The sequence below is a fragment of the Profundibacterium mesophilum KAUST100406-0324 genome, assembly GCF_009835145.1.
GTDB classification, from domain to species: Bacteria; Pseudomonadota; Alphaproteobacteria; order Rhodobacterales; family Rhodobacteraceae; genus Profundibacterium; species Profundibacterium mesophilum.
Window position 1 is genome coordinate 1 of the sequence record NZ_APKE01000004.1, and the last position, 15501, is coordinate 15501.

19 protein-coding genes are annotated in these 15501 nt (G+C 65.5%); 6 read left to right on the forward strand and 13 right to left on the reverse strand.

The window, feature by feature from the left end:
- Positions 1-308: 308 nt before the first annotated feature.
- From PMES_RS01220 to PMES_RS01275, 12 genes are all read right to left on the reverse strand, one after another.
- Positions 309-1088: a succinate dehydrogenase iron-sulfur subunit gene (locus PMES_RS01220; protein WP_159963713.1), complete on the reverse strand. Its 780-nt coding sequence runs from the start codon at positions 1086-1088 to the stop codon at positions 309-311.
- A gap of 9 nt (positions 1089-1097) precedes the next feature.
- Positions 1098-1445, reverse strand: a complete 348-nt coding sequence (locus tag PMES_RS01225) for a hypothetical protein (protein ID WP_236549654.1) — start codon at positions 1443-1445, stop codon at positions 1098-1100.
- Positions 1442-2137: a class I SAM-dependent methyltransferase gene (locus tag PMES_RS01230; protein WP_159963714.1), complete on the reverse strand. Its 696-nt coding sequence runs from the start codon at positions 2135-2137 to the stop codon at positions 1442-1444. Before PMES_RS01230 ends, PMES_RS01225 begins: the two co-directional genes overlap by 4 nt.
- Positions 2134-2370, reverse strand: coding sequence for a hypothetical protein (locus PMES_RS01235; protein ID WP_236549655.1), 237 nt, complete (start codon positions 2368-2370; stop codon positions 2134-2136). The genes PMES_RS01230 and PMES_RS01235 overlap by 4 nt, the downstream gene beginning before the upstream one ends.
- Positions 2371-2443: 73 nt before the next feature.
- A complete protein-coding gene (sdhA, locus tag PMES_RS01240) occupies positions 2444-4249 on the reverse strand; it encodes a succinate dehydrogenase flavoprotein subunit (RefSeq protein WP_159963715.1) in 1806 nt (601 codons plus the stop codon).
- 18 nt (positions 4250-4267) lie between these two features.
- Positions 4268-4639: a succinate dehydrogenase, hydrophobic membrane anchor protein gene (sdhD, locus tag PMES_RS01245; protein WP_159963716.1), complete on the reverse strand. Its 372-nt coding sequence runs from the start codon at positions 4637-4639 to the stop codon at positions 4268-4270.
- A gap of 10 nt (positions 4640-4649) precedes the next feature.
- Positions 4650-5033, reverse strand: a complete 384-nt coding sequence (gene sdhC / locus PMES_RS01250; RefSeq protein ID WP_159963717.1) for a succinate dehydrogenase, cytochrome b556 subunit — start codon at positions 5031-5033, stop codon at positions 4650-4652.
- Positions 5034-5197: 164 nt separating this feature from the next.
- Positions 5198-5959: a DUF4344 domain-containing metallopeptidase gene (locus tag PMES_RS01255; RefSeq protein ID WP_159963718.1), complete on the reverse strand. Its 762-nt coding sequence runs from the start codon at positions 5957-5959 to the stop codon at positions 5198-5200.
- Positions 5960-6033: 74 nt separating this feature from the next.
- Positions 6034-7074 carry a MaoC family dehydratase gene (locus tag PMES_RS01260; RefSeq protein ID WP_159963719.1) on the reverse strand — a complete coding sequence of 347 codons (1041 nt, stop codon included), beginning with the start codon at positions 7072-7074 and terminating at the stop codon, positions 6034-6036.
- Positions 7075-7281 (reverse strand): DUF1737 domain-containing protein, encoded by a 207-nt coding sequence (locus tag PMES_RS01265; protein ID WP_159963720.1) that lies wholly within the window; start codon positions 7279-7281, stop codon positions 7075-7077.
- Positions 7278-7844 (reverse strand): NnrU family protein, encoded by a 567-nt coding sequence (locus PMES_RS01270; protein WP_159963721.1) that lies wholly within the window; start codon positions 7842-7844, stop codon positions 7278-7280. Before PMES_RS01270 ends, PMES_RS01265 begins: the two co-directional genes overlap by 4 nt.
- Entirely contained in the window at positions 7841-8716 is an 876-nt protein-coding gene (locus PMES_RS01275; RefSeq protein WP_159963722.1) for an HpcH/HpaI aldolase/citrate lyase family protein, read from the reverse strand. Before PMES_RS01275 ends, PMES_RS01270 begins: the two co-directional genes overlap by 4 nt.
- Before the next feature lie 249 nt (positions 8717-8965).
- Here PMES_RS01275 and PMES_RS01280 point away from each other — a divergent pair, with 249 nt between their 5' ends.
- Positions 8966-9280 (forward strand): hypothetical protein, encoded by a 315-nt coding sequence (locus PMES_RS01280; RefSeq protein WP_159963723.1) that lies wholly within the window; start codon positions 8966-8968, stop codon positions 9278-9280.
- On the opposite strand, the gene PMES_RS01285 is transcribed toward PMES_RS01280, so the two are convergent.
- Positions 9281-10033: a sulfite exporter TauE/SafE family protein gene (locus tag PMES_RS01285; protein ID WP_159963724.1), complete on the reverse strand. Its 753-nt coding sequence runs from the start codon at positions 10031-10033 to the stop codon at positions 9281-9283.
- A 210-nt stretch (positions 10034-10243) separates the two neighbouring features.
- Here PMES_RS01285 and PMES_RS01290 point away from each other — a divergent pair, with 210 nt between their 5' ends.
- From PMES_RS01290 to sucD, 5 genes are all read left to right on the forward strand, one after another.
- Positions 10244-11449, forward strand: coding sequence for a PRC-barrel domain-containing protein (locus tag PMES_RS01290; protein ID WP_159963725.1), 1206 nt, complete (start codon positions 10244-10246; stop codon positions 11447-11449).
- A 215-nt stretch (positions 11450-11664) separates the two neighbouring features.
- A complete protein-coding gene (gene mdh / locus PMES_RS01295) occupies positions 11665-12627 on the forward strand; it encodes a malate dehydrogenase (RefSeq protein ID WP_159963726.1) in 963 nt (320 codons plus the stop codon).
- 385 nt (positions 12628-13012) lie between these two features.
- Positions 13013-14206, forward strand: a complete 1194-nt coding sequence (sucC, locus tag PMES_RS01300; protein WP_159963727.1) for an ADP-forming succinate--CoA ligase subunit beta — start codon at positions 13013-13015, stop codon at positions 14204-14206.
- Complete coding sequence (locus tag PMES_RS01305) at positions 14203-14496, forward strand: hypothetical protein (RefSeq protein WP_159963728.1); 294 nt, start codon at positions 14203-14205, stop codon at positions 14494-14496. Before sucC ends, PMES_RS01305 begins: the two co-directional genes overlap by 4 nt.
- Positions 14497-14553: 57 nt before the next feature.
- Positions 14554-15435, forward strand: a complete 882-nt coding sequence (gene sucD / locus PMES_RS01310; protein ID WP_159963729.1) for a succinate--CoA ligase subunit alpha — start codon at positions 14554-14556, stop codon at positions 15433-15435.
- The last annotated feature ends 66 nt before the right edge of the window (positions 15436-15501 follow it).

A 15501-nucleotide genomic window follows, 5' to 3' on the forward strand; every position in this document is an offset into this window, starting at 1 on the left:
GGGTGATGGCTTGCTCATGCGGACCGTCTAACCGCATGGATTCACAATGTGAATCCTCGACAATCAGAGTTCTGCAACAACGCCATTCCGCACTATACTTCTTGGCAGTACGCGTGGCACTCCACGCGCAGGACAGGTGCGCCAGAAGGCCCTCATCACCATACGCCTGTGAGGGTCTTCATCGCGCGAGCAAGGGCGTTCGCCCCGTCATTCCAAACGACACGCCCCCTGCACTTGGCACCCTTTTTCACGCGAACACCCCCCGCTGCCATCGCACCAGGGGGTGGGAAGCCGCATCGCCGGGTTGCTCAGACGGTGCGCTCGACCATCATCTGCTTGATCTCGGTGATTGCCTTGGCAGGGTTCAGCCCCTTCGGGCAGGTCCGCGCGCAGTTCATGATCGTGTGGCAGCGATAGAGCTTGAAGGGGTCTTCCAGGTCATCCAGCCGCTCGCCGGTGGCCTCGTCACGGCTGTCGACGATCCAGCGATGCGCCTGCAGCAGCGCGGCCGGGCCGAGATAGCGATCGCCGTTCCACCAGTAGCTCGGGCAAGAGGTCGAGCAGCACGCGCACAGGATGCATTCGTAATCGCCATCCAGCTTCTTTCGATCCTCGATCGACTGCTTCCATTCCTTTTGGGGCGTGTTGCTCTTGGTCTCGAGCCAAGGCTTCACGCTTGCATGCTGGGCATAGAAATGCGTCAGGTCCGGGATCAGGTCCTTGACCACGGGCATGTGCGGCAGCGGATAGATCTTGATGTCGCCCTTCACCTCGTCATGGCCATAGATGCAGGCCAGCGTGTTGATCCCGTCGATGTTCATCGCGCAGGAGCCGCAGATGCCCTCGCGGCAAGACCGGCGGAAGGTCAGAGTCGGGTCGATCTCCGTCTTGATCTTGACGAGGGCGTCGAGGATCATCGGCCCGCAATCGTCCATATCGACGAAATAGGTATCGACGCGCGGGTTCTCTCCGTCATCGGGGTTCCAGCGGTAAATCTGGAACTTGCGCAGGTTCGCAGCGCCCGACGGGCGCGGCCAGGTCTTGCCGGTTCTGATCCGGCTGTTCTTGGGCAAGGTCAGTTGGACCATGTCGCTCTCCTATCTCAAAAACGCGTTCAGCCCGTCGGTGGCCAGACAATTGATCGTTTCGGGCCGCGCGGCAATCGTCAGGACGATCTGCTGCGTCGCGGCCGTGGGACCGGTGATCGAGTCGGCACCAAGGGCGAGCAACTCGTCCGAGGAGGCGTTGTCGATCAGGCAGTCGATCCCCGGCTCGAGCGGCACACCGGGGAACCGTTCGGCGATGATGGGACGGATGGCATTGCGTGCCGCCGCGCGGGTCAGATCGTCCCGCGCCACCGGCGTGCAGGCAGCTGCGAGTGCGCCCCCCGTGAGCGCGGCGACCGGCAGCATGCGGCCGGCAAATCCAGACAGAGCACGGATCATCGCGAAACCCTCTCATAGCGCCGGAAGAAGGCGAGCGACGTGTCCTGCGCCCTTTCCTCGGCATTCCACATGTAAGGTTGCGGGATCGTCTCCACCAGTTCCCAGCCCGGCATTTCGGAGGCGATCCAGTCGGAATAGGCACGGTGGCGCACATGGGCCGCCGTCTCGCCGCGCGACGAGGCGTGATCGGAGGAATAGATCAGAACCTGCGAGCGTGCCGCGTCGAAAAGGCGGCGCATGTAATCCTCGAACACCGCATCTTCGACGAGATGGTAGATCACGTCGAGCGACATGGCCCCGTCGAAGCCGCGCGACTTCGGCATGAAATCCCGCGCCGTCTCGAAGCGCCATCCGGAGCGGTCAGCGAAACGCGCCCGGCACCGCGCGACCATTTCCTCGGCGATGTCGACACCGCAATAGTTCGGCACGGCGTAGAGCTCCGCGTTCGCCCCGTCCCCGGAACCGAGCTCGAGCAGGCTGGCAAGCCCATGCCGGTGGACCATCAGGTTGACCACATGCGCCTTGAAGACGGCGAGACGGCCATAGGAGCCGCCGCCGGAAGTTCCGCCCTTGGCGTAGCGATCCCGCCAGTAGGCGCCCGAATCGATCCCGTCGCCGCGCGCCGCGTCACGCGCCGGCCCCGTGCCCGCGGTGACGTTCGTGCTCGCGGTGATGTTCGTCCCCGCGCTCATCGCGCACCCGTTGCGGGCCGCACGGCATATGCGAGCGGCAGGCCGGTCTTGCGCGTGTAACAATCGGCGAAGACCCGGTCGGGGTCGCGTCCGGCGAGGTAATCGCTCGACACGCCAATGGATACGCGGCTGTTGAGCCCGCCACTTCCCACGCCGAGAGCGACGCCCCCTGTCGGGCCCGCCGCGGCATGGGCGCGCTGCTCGCATTGATAGCGGGCCAGCTGGGGCGTCATGGGTCGCGGCTGACACGCCGCCAGAAACAGCATCGCCGCCCCGCCGGCCATGATGCCGATCCGCCCCGCCATGTCAGTAGACCCGCTTCTTCGGTGCGATCTTCTTCATGTCGATCCCGCCTTCGGCCTCGCCGCTCAGCGGATCGAGATGGACCGGACGGTAGTCGAGCCGAACTTCCGCGCCGTCGACATAGGCAAGGCTGTGCTTGCGCCACTCGTCGTCATTGCGGTCGGGGTAATCCTCGTGGGCATGGGCGCCGCGGCTTTCCTTGCGCGCCTCGGCGCCCGCCACGGTGGCGAGGGCGTTGGGCATCAGGTTGGTCAGCTCGAGCGTTTCCATCAGATCAGAGTTCCAGACCATCGAGCGGTCCGTGACATGCAGATCGCCCAGCTTGGCGGAGATCCGGCCCATCTTCTCGAGGCCCTCGGCGAGGGTCTTGTCGGTGCGGAAGACCGCCGCATCCTGCTGCATCGTCCTTTGCATCTCGAGACGCAACTCGGCCGTCGGCGTGCCGCCCTTGGCATGGCGCAGGCCGTCGAAGCGGTCGATCGCCTTCTCGACGCTGGCGGCGTTGAGCTGCGGGTTGGACGCGGCCGGATCGACGACCTTGCCCGCGCGGATCGCGGCCGCACGGCCGAAGACCACGAGGTCGATCAGCGAGTTGGAGCCGAGCCGGTTGGCACCATGAACACTGGCGCAGCCCGCCTCGCCCACGGCCATGAGGCCCGGCACCGTGCGGTCGGGATTGTCCGAGGTCGGGTCGAGCACCTCGCCCCAGTAATTCGTCGGAATGCCGCCCATGTTGTAATGGACCGTCGGCAGGACCGGGATCGGCTCCTTGGTCAGGTCGACCCCGGCGAAGATGCGTGCCGATTCGGAGATGCCGGGCAGCCTTTCGGCCAGGGTTTCGGGGGGCAGGTGATTGAGGTTCAGGTGGATATGATCGCCGTTGGCCCCGACGCCGCGGCCTTCGCGGATCTCCATGGTCATGCAGCGCGAGACGACATCGCGGCTGGCCAGGTCCTTGTAGGTCGGCGCGTAGCGCTCCATGAAGCGCTCGCCCTCGGAGTTGGTCAGGTAGCCGCCCTCGCCGCGCGCGCCTTCGGTGATGAGGCAGCCGGAGCCGTAGATGCCGGTGGGGTGGAACTGCACGAATTCCATGTCCTGGAGCGGCAGGCCCTGGCGCGCGACCATTCCGCCGCCATCGCCGGTGCAGGTATGGGCGGAAGTGGCCGAGAAATAGGCGCGCCCGTAGCCGCCGGTGGCCAGCACGACCATCTTGGCGTTGAAGACATGCAGCGTGCCGTCATCGAGCTTCCACGCCACGACGCCCTGGCACTGCCCCTCCTCGGACATGATCAGGTCGATCGCGAAATACTCGATGTAGAACTCGGCCTTCTGCTTGACCGACTGGCCGTAGAGCGTGTGAAGGATCGCGTGGCCGGTGCGGTCGGCAGCGGCGCAGGTCCGCTGCACCGGGGGGCCCTCGCCGAACTCGGTCGTGTGGCCGCCGAAGGGACGCTGGTAGATCTCACCCTTCTCCGTGCGGCTGAACGGCACACCGTAATGTTCCAGCTCGTAGACCGCCTTGGGCGCCTCGCGCGCGAGGTATTCCATCGCGTCGGTGTCGCCGAGCCAGTCGGAGCCCTTGACGGTGTCATACATGTGCCACTGCCAGTGGTCGGGGCCCATGTTGCCCAGCGATGCCGCGATGCCGCCCTGGGCGGCGACGGTATGGCTTCGGGTGGGGAAGACCTTGGTCACGCAGGCGGTGCGCAGACCCTGTTCGGCCAGCCCCAGCGTGGCGCGCAGGCCGGAGCCCCCGGCACCCACGACGATCGCGTCATAGGTATGCGTCTCGAATTCGTAAGCGGCCATACGCTTGGCTCCTGTCGTTTAAAACGCGATCCGCGCGAGCGCATAGAGCCCTGCCGCGGCGGCGCCGTAGGAAATGAAGACCGTCAGGACGATCATGATCTGCCGTGCATGGCCATGGACATAGTCCTCCAGGAGCACCCTCACACCGTCCTTGAAATGCAGCCAGCCCACCGCGAGCGTCAGCGCGGCGACCAGTGCGGGAAAGGGATGCGAGTAATAGGCGAGAACCTCGATATGGCCCTGACCCAGCGCCCGTCCGAAGGTGAAGACGAAGAGCGGCACGAGGATCAGCAGCGCCAGCGAGCTGACGGTGACGCGCCAGAAATGGGTGGTGCCGGTGCGCGCGGCGCCGAGACCGTCGACCTGCTTGCGGGATGTCAGGTAACGCATCGCGTGCTCCTCAGATGATGATGACGGTAAGAAGTGTCAGCAGGACCGAGCCGCCGATCACGCCCCATCCCAGCATCTCGACCGTCTTCAGGTCGAAGCCGGCGCCGGTATGCCAGTAGAGATGCCGCAGCCCGGCGAGCGTGTGATACCACAGCGCCCAGAGAGACAGGAACATGACCAGGTCGCCGAACCAGGACGTGATGACCGCATCGGCCGTCGCGAACGCGTCGGGCGAGGTGGCCGCCGCGAGGAACCACCAGGTCACGAGAAGTGCCCCCACGAGCAGCGCATTGCCGGTAATCCGCGTCAGGATCGAGGTGATCGAATTGAGTTGCGGTCGATAGATTGTCAGATGCGGCGAAAGAGGACGGTTGCCCCGGTTCACATCAGCCATGCGAAATCCCTTCGTTTCCTGCCGCGACGCGGCGACGCTCCGAATGTGATAGCCTTTTTTGGGCGCATGTCACGGGGGGCGTGGTCAGAAACCCGGCATCGACGCGGGTTTCCGCGCCTGCCATACCATCTTGTGATCACGCCAATACAGACAGTGATCACATGTTAGCGCGACATGGCCGTCTCATACAGATAGGTGACATACTCGACGCAGACGATGATCTCGCGCTGCTCGGGAAGCCAGTGGATATTGGCCTCGTAGCACCGATCGACGATCACGCCAAACGGTCTGGGGAGCCGCATGATCGTGTTGAGCGCCTGTATCTCGAAGGCCAGTACGTCGCGCTGCGCCCCGGGCAGTTCGGCCCTGCTCTCGATGACCAGTGGATGGCCGCGCCCTGCCAGGTGGAGATCCTCCATGCGGCTCAGAACCGGACTCCATTCGGCGATGGCGGCCGTGAATTCGTCGGGACATCCCGGAAGGCGCGAGGCGAAGAGGCCGAGCGAGAGGACCAGATCGCTCCGCTCGACGAGGTTTCCGCCGGCGAAGAGGCACAGAAGATCGTAGTAGCGCTCGAGCCCCGTTCCATGTGCGTGCCAGTAGGGGCTGGGACGCACCGCCTGCTGGCGGGCCTCGTAGCGCTCGGAAAAGCCGAAGGCGGTATCGAGGGCCATGTCCGCCGCCGCCCGCTCTTCGTAGAACCTGTCCACGAGCAGCACCGACAGCTCGGCCGCCCGCCGCTCGACCTCGAAGCCCGGCGCCAGTTCCATCGTGTCGATCAGCGCATGGCCGAGACCATGGTAGAGCGCGGCGAGCAGGTTCGAGGAGACATAGGCGTCGCGCGATTCGCTTCCCTGTGCGTGAAACGTGCCGAAAGGAAGCAATGTCAGCACCGCGAGGATGCATAGGGAAAGTCTTGGCATCATGACGCCAGTTCGACAGGTTGACCGCTCGCGTCAATCCTCCCCCGGCAGGTAGATTTTCGTGACCCTACGGCATGTCACACCGGCATCAGCGCCCAGATGTCGAGATCGAGCAGGACATGCGGCAGGTAGCGCCCGTCCGGGCCCTTCAGACCATAGCCCTCGTCGCGCGCCTCCGTGACCTTCACCGCCGCGAGCCGCACCCGGATCGCCCCCACGCCCGGCGCATTCGTCTGCCCCGTCTCGAGCACCTCCGAGAAGGCCCTCACGGTATCGCCGGCAAAGCACGGGTTGGCATGGGCACCGCCGTTCAGCCCCACGATCATCTGCGCGTTCGCCAGCCCGTTGAAGGACAGGGCGCGGGCGAGACTGATGACATGCCCGCCATAGATCAGCCGCCGGCCGTCCTCGCGCTGCGTCGCGTCGAAATGAACCTTGGCGGTGTTCTGCCACAGGCGGGTGGCCAGCATGTGCTCGGCCTCCTCGATGGTGACCGCGTCGACATGGTCGATCACTTCGCCCACCGCGTAATCGCCGAGGCGGTGGCGCTCGCCGGCAAGGACATCGTCGTACCGGCTGAAGTCGAGCCCCTCCGGCGGGACCAGATCGCCGATCCGCAGGGCGGGCGCGAGATCGGGGATCACCGTTTGGGGCGCGGGGCCCTCCGACCGGCGCCGCACCATGACCCAGCGCACGTAGCTCAGCACATCGGTGCCGTGCTGGTTGCTGCCGGTCGTGCGGACCCAGACAACGCCGGAGCGGCCGTTGGAATTTTGCTTGAGGCCGATCACCTCCGAGCGCGCGCGCAGCGTGTCGCCGGGCCAGACCGGCGCCAGCCAGCGCCCCTCGGCATAGCCCAGGTTGGCCACCGCGTTGAGGGAGATATCCGGCACCGTCTTGCCGAAGACCGTGTGGAAGGCGATCAGATCGTCGAGCGGCGCCGAGCGCAATCCGCAACTTGCCGCGAACATGTCCGACGAGTAGAGCGCCCCGCGCGCGGGGTAGAGCGCGTGGTAGAGCGCCCGCTCGCCCCCCGAAAGGGTGCGCGGCACCGCATGCTCGATCACCTCGCCGAGCCTGTAATCCTCGAAGAAGCGTCCGGGGTCTGTCTTGCTCATCTATTGCGCTCCCAGCTTCATCTCGGGATCGTATTCGGCCTCGACGCGCTTGGTGACGGCCTGTGCGCAGCGCATCACGCCATTGGTGCCGTCATAGGCGTAGCTGGGGCTTCCGTGAAGCTCCCAACCCTGTGCCAGCGCGGCGCTGACCTTGTGGCAGAAGGCCGAGCTGTCATCGCCCGTCAGCACCCTGTAGAGCACGCTCATCCCTGACCTCCCAGCGGCCATGGGCCGACCAGCCCGTGAATGCCCACGATGACGATGAAGACGACGAGCGAGATGACCGCGAGGCGGATGTCGCCCTTCGCCGTGCCCTTGTCATAAGGCACGTAGGAATGGACCTTGCCGTTGATCAGCGGCATTTCGGCAAGCGCCCATGCGAGGATGCCGCCAAAAAGCACGATCGACGCCAGATCGCCATTGGCCAGGAGATGGGCGACACCCCACAGCGCCGTGCCCCAAAGCATCGGGTGGCGCATCTTGGCGCGAAGCCGACTTTTCGAGTTGCCCAGCCCGAAAAGAACGACCGCGATGACCATCAGCAGGTTGTTCAGGTGGCGCCCCCAGACGGGCAGGTCGTAGACGGCGACATAGGGCGCGATCTTGTAGCCGATGACCATGAGGACGATCGACAGGACGAGCAGCAGCGCGATCGCCCCCTTTGCCTTCTTGCCCATTCTCGCATCCATCGCGGCGCGCGCGTCCGGCGCCAGCCGCTTGAACATATGTGTGGCGATCCAGAGCAGGAGGCCGATGATGAGCACAGTCATGCGTTTTCCAGTTCCTTGATGATATCCGCGCGGGCAAGGGCCGCGCGGGCGGTCGCGACATGCAGGTTCTCCACGATCTGCCCATCCACGACGGCGATACCCTGGCCCTCGGCGCTGGCCTTCTCGAAGGCCTCGATCTGCCGGCGGGCGAGATCGAGCTCCCCGGCATCGGGCGCGAAGGTGGCGTTGGCAATCTCGATTTGCGCGGGGTGGATCAGCGACTTGCCGTCCATTCCCAGATCACGCCCCTGCCCGGCTTCCGCCCGCAGGCCCTCCTCGTCGCGAAAGGCGTTGTAGACCCCGTCGACGCAGACGATCCCGGCCGCCCGCGCCGCGAGGAGGCACGCTTGCAAGGCCCCCATGAGCGGCATCCGGTCGGCCCCGGCCCGGCAGCCCAGTTCCTTGGCCAGGTCATTGGTGCCGATGACGAACCCGGCCATGCGCGGCGCCCTTGCGATCTCGGCCGCGTTGAGCACCCCCTCGGGCGTCTCGATCATTGCCCAGATCGCCGTTTCGGCACAGGCCGACGACTGATCGAGACGTTCGGCCAGGGCCGCGACATCCTCCGCCCGGTTCACCTTGGGAAGAAGCACCGCCTGCGGGCCGCTCGAGGCGACCGCCTCCAGATCGTCCTCCCCCCAGGGCGTGGCGAAGCCGTTGATCCTGACCATCGTGGCACGGCGTCCGAAGCCGCCCTGCTCGAGCGTCTGGGCCACGAGGCGCCGTGCCTCGGCCTTGCCCTCGATCGCCACGGCATCCTCCAGATCGAAGATGATCGCATCGACCGGCAGACCGCGCGCCTTGTCGATGGCCCGTTCCTTGGAGCCCGGAATGTAGATGACCGACCGCCAGGGCCGCGCGGCATTGTTCATGATTCTGACCTCGCAACTATATTGCGTGAACCATCGCGGAAACGACGAGAATGGCAAGCCGGTCTTGCCCGTTCCCGCGGATGGCGGCCCACCTTGCATAGGGCGGATCGCCACGGGGAACGTAGTGTGGCGCCGAACCGGGGGTATTGGCGCGCGGACTGAACGGGGACGCAGCGCACGCGGCATTAACCATGTCGTGAGCCGGGGCGCGCAGGCTTCTGGCATCAACACCAGTCAGGAGCATCCGTGATGACCCGTTCCCTTTTCGCCCTCTCCCTCGGCTTCGGCCTGGCCGCCGTCGCCGCGCAGGACGTCTTCGCGGAGCCGCGCCGCGCCTGCGCCAAGCGCCCGGTGGTGCTCGAGGCGCTCTCGGCCCGTTTCGGAAAGGCGCGCCAGTCGATCGCCCTCGTCAATGGCGGGATGGTGATGGAAATCTTCGCCGGGCCGCGCGGCACCTGGACCGCGACCATCACGCGCCCGGACGGCACGACCTGCATCATCGCCGCCGGCACCGCCTATGAACGCGTGGACGAGGAGCCCGTGCCGCATGGCGCCCCCGCCTGATCAGCTCAACCCGTCGATGACGAGCTTGCCCCCCGTCACCGTCAGGAAGAGATAGGTCAGGCCGAAGAAAAGGCGTTCGGGCACCCGTCGGTGGAGCCTGACACCGATCCAGATACCCATGAGCGCGACGGGCGAGAGCAGAAGGGCGGCCAGGAACGTCTCGCGGCTGAAGATGCCGAGATAGGCATAGGGCGCGAACTTGGCGAGGTTGATCGCCCAGAAGGTGATAACCGTCGTCGCCTGGAAGGTCTGCTTGCTCAGCCCGAGCGGCAACAGGTAGACCGCCGCCGGCGGCCCCCCGGCATGGCTGATGAAGCTGGTGAAGCCGGCGACGCAGCCCCAGAGGTAGCCTGCAGGGCCGCCGGGCCGGCGCCTCTCCAGCCGCAGCAGGCCCAGCGCCCGGCTGAGCTGGAACGCGACGAAGGCAAGTGCCACTACCCCGATCAGCAGCTTGAACAATTCGGGATCGGCCACCCCGTAAAGGGCTGCGCCGAGCGCCACGCCCGGCAATGCGCCGAGGATCAGGGCAGTAGCCGCATGACTATCCCATCGGCGCCAGTAGGGCCTCAACGCGGCGACGTCCATCAGCATCAGAAGCGGCAGCATCAATCCGATCGCCTGCCCCGGCGTGACCGCGAGCGCGAGGAAGGGCGTGGCGGCGAAAGCGGCCCCCGAAGCGAAGCCGCCTTTCGAGATTCCGGCAAAGAGAACCGCGGGAATTGCCAGCAGGAACAAGGAGAAATCAAGTATCATACGCCCCGCCACCAAGTTCGCCCCATCGACGTGTCCTAGAGTTCGCGCCTTTTGTCGGCAACCGTGTTATCGTACTTCGCCCTCCCCCCCACAAACCTGTCGAAAAAACGCCCCGGACCCCGGAGGTCGCGGAACTTCGCGTCGCATTGCGGATTGTCACATCACATACGGGCCGCACGGCCCCGGTACGAAATAACTCGGGAGAGTATAATGAAACGCTTTTTGACCACCGCAGCGACCGCCTTGGTCTTGTCGACCGCCGCCTATGCCGAACAGCACACCGCCGGCGTCTTCGCAGAGCCCTCCGCCGACCAGTCGACCCAACTCTTCGCATCCGACCTGCTCGGCAAGCGCATCTATGCCAGCGAGAACGCCGTCGAAGGCTACGAAGCCGGTGACGAGGGCGAATGGGACGACCTTGGCGAAGTCAATGACATGGTCCTCAATCAGGATGGCTCGATCAAATACGTCATCCTCGGCGTTGGCGGCTTTCTGGGTGTGGGCGAGCGCGATGTCGCCGTCAACATGACCGACCTGCAGATCGTTCGCGATGGCGAAGATGCCACCGACTATTTCCTGGTCGTCACGGCCGACCGCGCGATGATCGAAAACGCACCTGAGTTCAGCCGCTCCGAGATGACCGTCGAGGAGAGCATGAAGTCGGACGAGAAGGTGGAGATGGAAGAATCCTCCACCGAGATGAACGCCGCCGCCACGGGTGCCGCAGCCGGCACAGCGGGTGCGCTCGCGACGCAAGGTGATGCGAACACCACGACCGAAACTGTCGAAGTCCAGACCGAGAACGCCGAGACCGAGCTTGAGCAGGCCGGCAACGAGGTTGAGCGCGAGACCGGCGAAGCCATGAACAGTGCCGAGCGCGAACTCGAGGAAGCTGGCAACGCCGTCGAGCAGACCGGCAACGAACTGGCCACCGAAACCGACCAGGCCATGAACAGCGCCGAGCGCGAGCTCGAGGAAGCCGGCAATGCCGTCGAGCAGACCGGCAACGAGCTGGCCACCGAAACCGACCAGGCCATGAACAGCGCCGAGCGCGAGCTCGAGCAGACCGGCAACACGATGGAGCGTGAGCTTCTGGTCGCGCCCGAGATCGAGCGCGAAGGCTTCGAGACCGTGCAGATCGAAGACCTGACCACCGACGATTTGACCGGTGCTACCGTCTATGGTCCCGATGACGAGAATGTCGGCGATATCGGCGAGCTGATCCTGGGTCAGGACGGCAAGTCCATCGAGAAGGCCATCATCGACGTTGGCGGCTTCCTGGGGATGGGCGAGCATTCGGTCGCCGTGACCTTCGACGAGCTGCGCATCCTGCGCTCGCAGGACGGTGGCGACATGCGCGTCTACATCAACTCCTCCGAGGAAGCGCTCGAGTCGCTCCCCGAATACGAGAAGTGATCTTTGCACGGCCCGGCCATGCCGGCGCCACCGCAGACCAAGGGGGCCGCTTCCGAAAGGAGGCGGCCCTTTCTCGCTTCGCCAGCAAGCCGAAGATCGGCGGCCTCGCGCCGCCTCCATGCCGCAGGCAGAGTTCCGCCACTGGCCTGCATCTTGCGCATGGCTGCAAGACTGGCTAACCCTGCCGCCGACCCTAGCAGATCGGAGATATTGCAATGGCCAGACCCAAAATCGCCCTGATTGGCGCGGGCCAGATCGGCGGCACCCTCGCCCATCTCGCCGCGATCAAGGAACTTGGCGACGTTATCCTGTTCGACATTGCCGACGGCACCCCCCAGGGCAAGGCGCTCGACATAGCCGAATCCGGCCCCTCCGAGCGCTTCGACGCGCGACTCAAGGGCACCACGGATTACGCCGACATCGCCGGCGCGGATGTGTGCATCGTGACCGCCGGCGTGCCGCGCAAGCCCGGCATGAGCCGCGACGACCTGCTGGGCATCAACCTCAAGGTGATGAAATCCGTGGGCGAGGGCATCTCGCAGCATGCCCCTGACGCTTTCGTCATCTGCATCACCAACCCGCTCGATGCCATGGTCTGGGCCCTGCGCGAGTTCTCCGGCCTGCCCCATGAGAAGGTCTGCGGCATGGCCGGTGTGCTCGACAGCGCCCGCTTCCGCCATTTCCTCGCCGACGAGTTCGACGTGTCCATGAAGGACGTCACCGCATTCGTGCTCGGCGGCCATGGCGACACGATGGTCCCCCTCGCCCGCTATTCCACCGTCGGCGGCATTCCCCTGCCCGACCTGGTGAAGATGGGCTGGACCACGCAGGACAAGCTCGACGCGATCATCCAGCGCACCCGCGACGGCGGCGCCGAGATCGTCGGCCTGCTGAAGACCGGCAGCGCCTTCTACGCACCCGCAACGGCGGCGATCGAGATGGCCGAAGCCTACCTGAAGGACCAGAAGCGGCTCCTGCCCTGCGCGGCCTGGGTCGACGGCGCCTTTGGCCTCAAGGGCATGTATGTCGGTGTTCCGACCATCATCGGCGCCAATGGCATCGAGAAGGTCGTGGACATCAAGCTCGGCAAGGACGAGCAGGCGATGTTCGACAAGTCGGTCAACGCGGTGAAGGGCCTCGTGGATGCCTGCAAGGGCATCGACAACTCCCTGAGCTGATCCTCGCGCGGGCGGTGCCGTCTCGGCCCGCCCGCCCAGGGCCACGGCACAGGCCGGAGCGCACCGACGTGGCATTGATGCCCGCACCGGTCCACGGCATGGCGGACCATCCGCCTTTCCCCCGTTCGTCCTGTCAGTCCGGTCCCTGAGCATCGCGCTCCCATCACCGGCCCCCATCCAGTCTTGCGCACCCTCGGCGCCCCTGCCGCTGCGAAGCATTGGCACCTCGACCACCCGGCGCCTTGTGATCACATACCATGGGCCTTGTGATCACGTTTTGCGCTAACCACGCCGTTTTTCCGCCGAGCCGCGTGAAAACTGTTTTCCCCTTCCCGCCCGCATGTCATCCATTCATCGAACGACATGAACCGGAGGGCGAATACCCGTGAATATCCACGAATATCAGGCCAAGGCTCTGCTGCGCGATTACGGCGCGCCGGTTTCCGAAGGACGGGTCGTCACCCGTGCCGAGGAAGCCAAGACCGCCGCTGGCGAACTCGATGGGCCGCTCTGGGTGGTCAAGGCCCAGATCCATGCCGGCGGACGCGGCAAGGGCCACTTCACCGAGGCCGATGCCAGCGAGAAGGGTGGCGTGCGCCTGGCCAAGTCGGTCGAGGAAGCCGCCTCGGAAACCCGCAAGATGCTCGGCCGCACCCTCGTGACGCACCAGACCGGCCCCGCAGGCAAGCAGGTCAACCGCATCTACATCGAGGACGGCTCCGGCATCGAGACCGAGCTCTACCTCGCGCTGCTGGTCGACCGTCAGACGAGCCGCATCTCCTTCGTCTGCTCCACCGAAGGCGGCATGGATATCGAGGAGGTGGCCGAAGCCACACCCGAGAAGATCCTCTCTTTCAGCGTCGATCCGGCCACCGGCTACCAGCCCTTCCATGGCCGCCGCATCGCCTTCGCCCTCGGGCTGAAGGGCGCGCAGGTCAAGCAATGCGTCCAGCTGATGGGGCAGCTCTACCGTGCCTTCACCGAGAAGGACATGGAGATGCTCGAGGTGAACCCGTTGATCGTCACCGACAAGGGCGATCTGAAGGTGCTCGACGCCAAGATCGGCTTCGACGGCAACGCGATCTACCGCCACCAGGACATCGCCGCGCTGCGCGACGAGACCGAGGAGGACCCCAAGGAGCTGGCGGCCTCGAAATACGACCTCAACTACATCGCGCTCGATGGCGAGATCGGCTGCATGGTCAACGGCGCGGGCCTTGCCATGGCGACGATGGACATCATCAAGCTCTACGGCGCGGAGCCTGCCAACTTCCTCGACGTGGGCGGCGGCGCGACCAAGGAAAAGGTCACCGAGGCCTTCAAGATCATCACCTCCGATCCGCAGGTGAAGGGCATCCTCGTCAACATCTTCGGCGGCATCATGCGCTGCGATGTCATCGCCGAGGGCGTGATCGCGGCCGTGAAGGAAGTCGGGTTGAAGGTGCCGTTGGTCGTCAGGCTCGAAGGCACGAATGTCGAGAAAGGCAAGGAGATCATCCAGACCTCCGGCCTCGACGTGATCGCCGCGGACGATCTGAAGGACGGCGCGGAGAAGATCGTGAAGGCCGTCAAGGGATGAACCGGCGGCCGCCTCGACATTCGCCCTTCGCGGTCGGTGCGATCCTTCTCGGGATCGGCGTGCTCCTGCGCCTATGGCGGCCGTCCTTTCTGGACCTGCCCGAGCGTCCGCGCGGACGCTCGGGCCGCGGGCTGACCGCCGCGGCCCACCGCACACAGGACGGGATCGCGGCGGTGCTGCCGGGGAACCTGACGGGCGGTGTCGGACGCAGCCTGATCCTTCTGGGCGCCGGGCTCATCGCCTTGCGCGCTCTCGATGAAATCGTGGACGACGATCAGCGATTGTTCTGACCGCGTTCCACCGGCCGGGACGATCCCGCGCCGAAAGACAGACAAAGAGGAGCCGAAATGGCCATTCTCGTAGACGAAAACACGAAGGTGATCTGTCAGGGCTTCACCGGCTCGCAAGGCACCTTCCATTCCGAACAGGCCATCGCCTACGGCACCAAGATGGTCGGCGGCGTGACACCGGGCAAGGGCGGGCAGACGCATCTCGACCTGCCGGTCTTCGACAGCTGCTTCGAGGCGGTCGAAAAGACCGGCGCGAACGCGTCGGTGATCTACGTGCCGCCCCCCTTCGCCGCCGATTCCATTCTCGAGGCGATCGAGGCGGAGATCGCGCTCGTGGTCTGCATCACCGAAGGCATCCCGGTGCTCGACATGGCCCGCGTCAAGCGTGCGCTCGAAGGCTCGAAGAGCACCCTGATCGGGCCGAACTGCCCCGGTGTCATCACCCCCGATGCGTGCAAGATCGGGATCATGCCCGGCCATATCCACAAGCGCGGCTCCGTCGGTGTTGTCTCGCGTTCGGGCACGCTTACATACGAGGCGGTGAAACAGACGACCGATGTCGGCCTCGGCCAATCGACCTGCGTGGGCATCGGCGGCGATCCGATCAAGGGAACCGAGCATATCGACGTGCTCGAATGGTTCCTCGCCGATGACGAGACGACGAGCATCATCATGATCGGCGAGATCGGCGGCTCGGCCGAGGAGGAAGCGGCGCAGTTCCTCGCCGACGAGAAGAAGAAGGGCCGCTGGAAACCGACCGCCGGCTTCATTGCCGGGCGCACCGCCCCCCCGGGCCGCCGCATGGGTCATGCCGGCGCGATCGTGGCGGGCGGCAAGGGCGGCGCGGATGACAAGATCGAGGCGATGAAATCCGCCGGGATCGTTGTCGCCGACAGCCCCGCCCAGCTTGGCGAGGCGGTCCTCAAGGCGATCGGCTGATCGCGCGATCCTGCCCCGGGGCCGTGCCACCCGCACGGCCCCACGGCGTCACACAAGGGTGCCCAG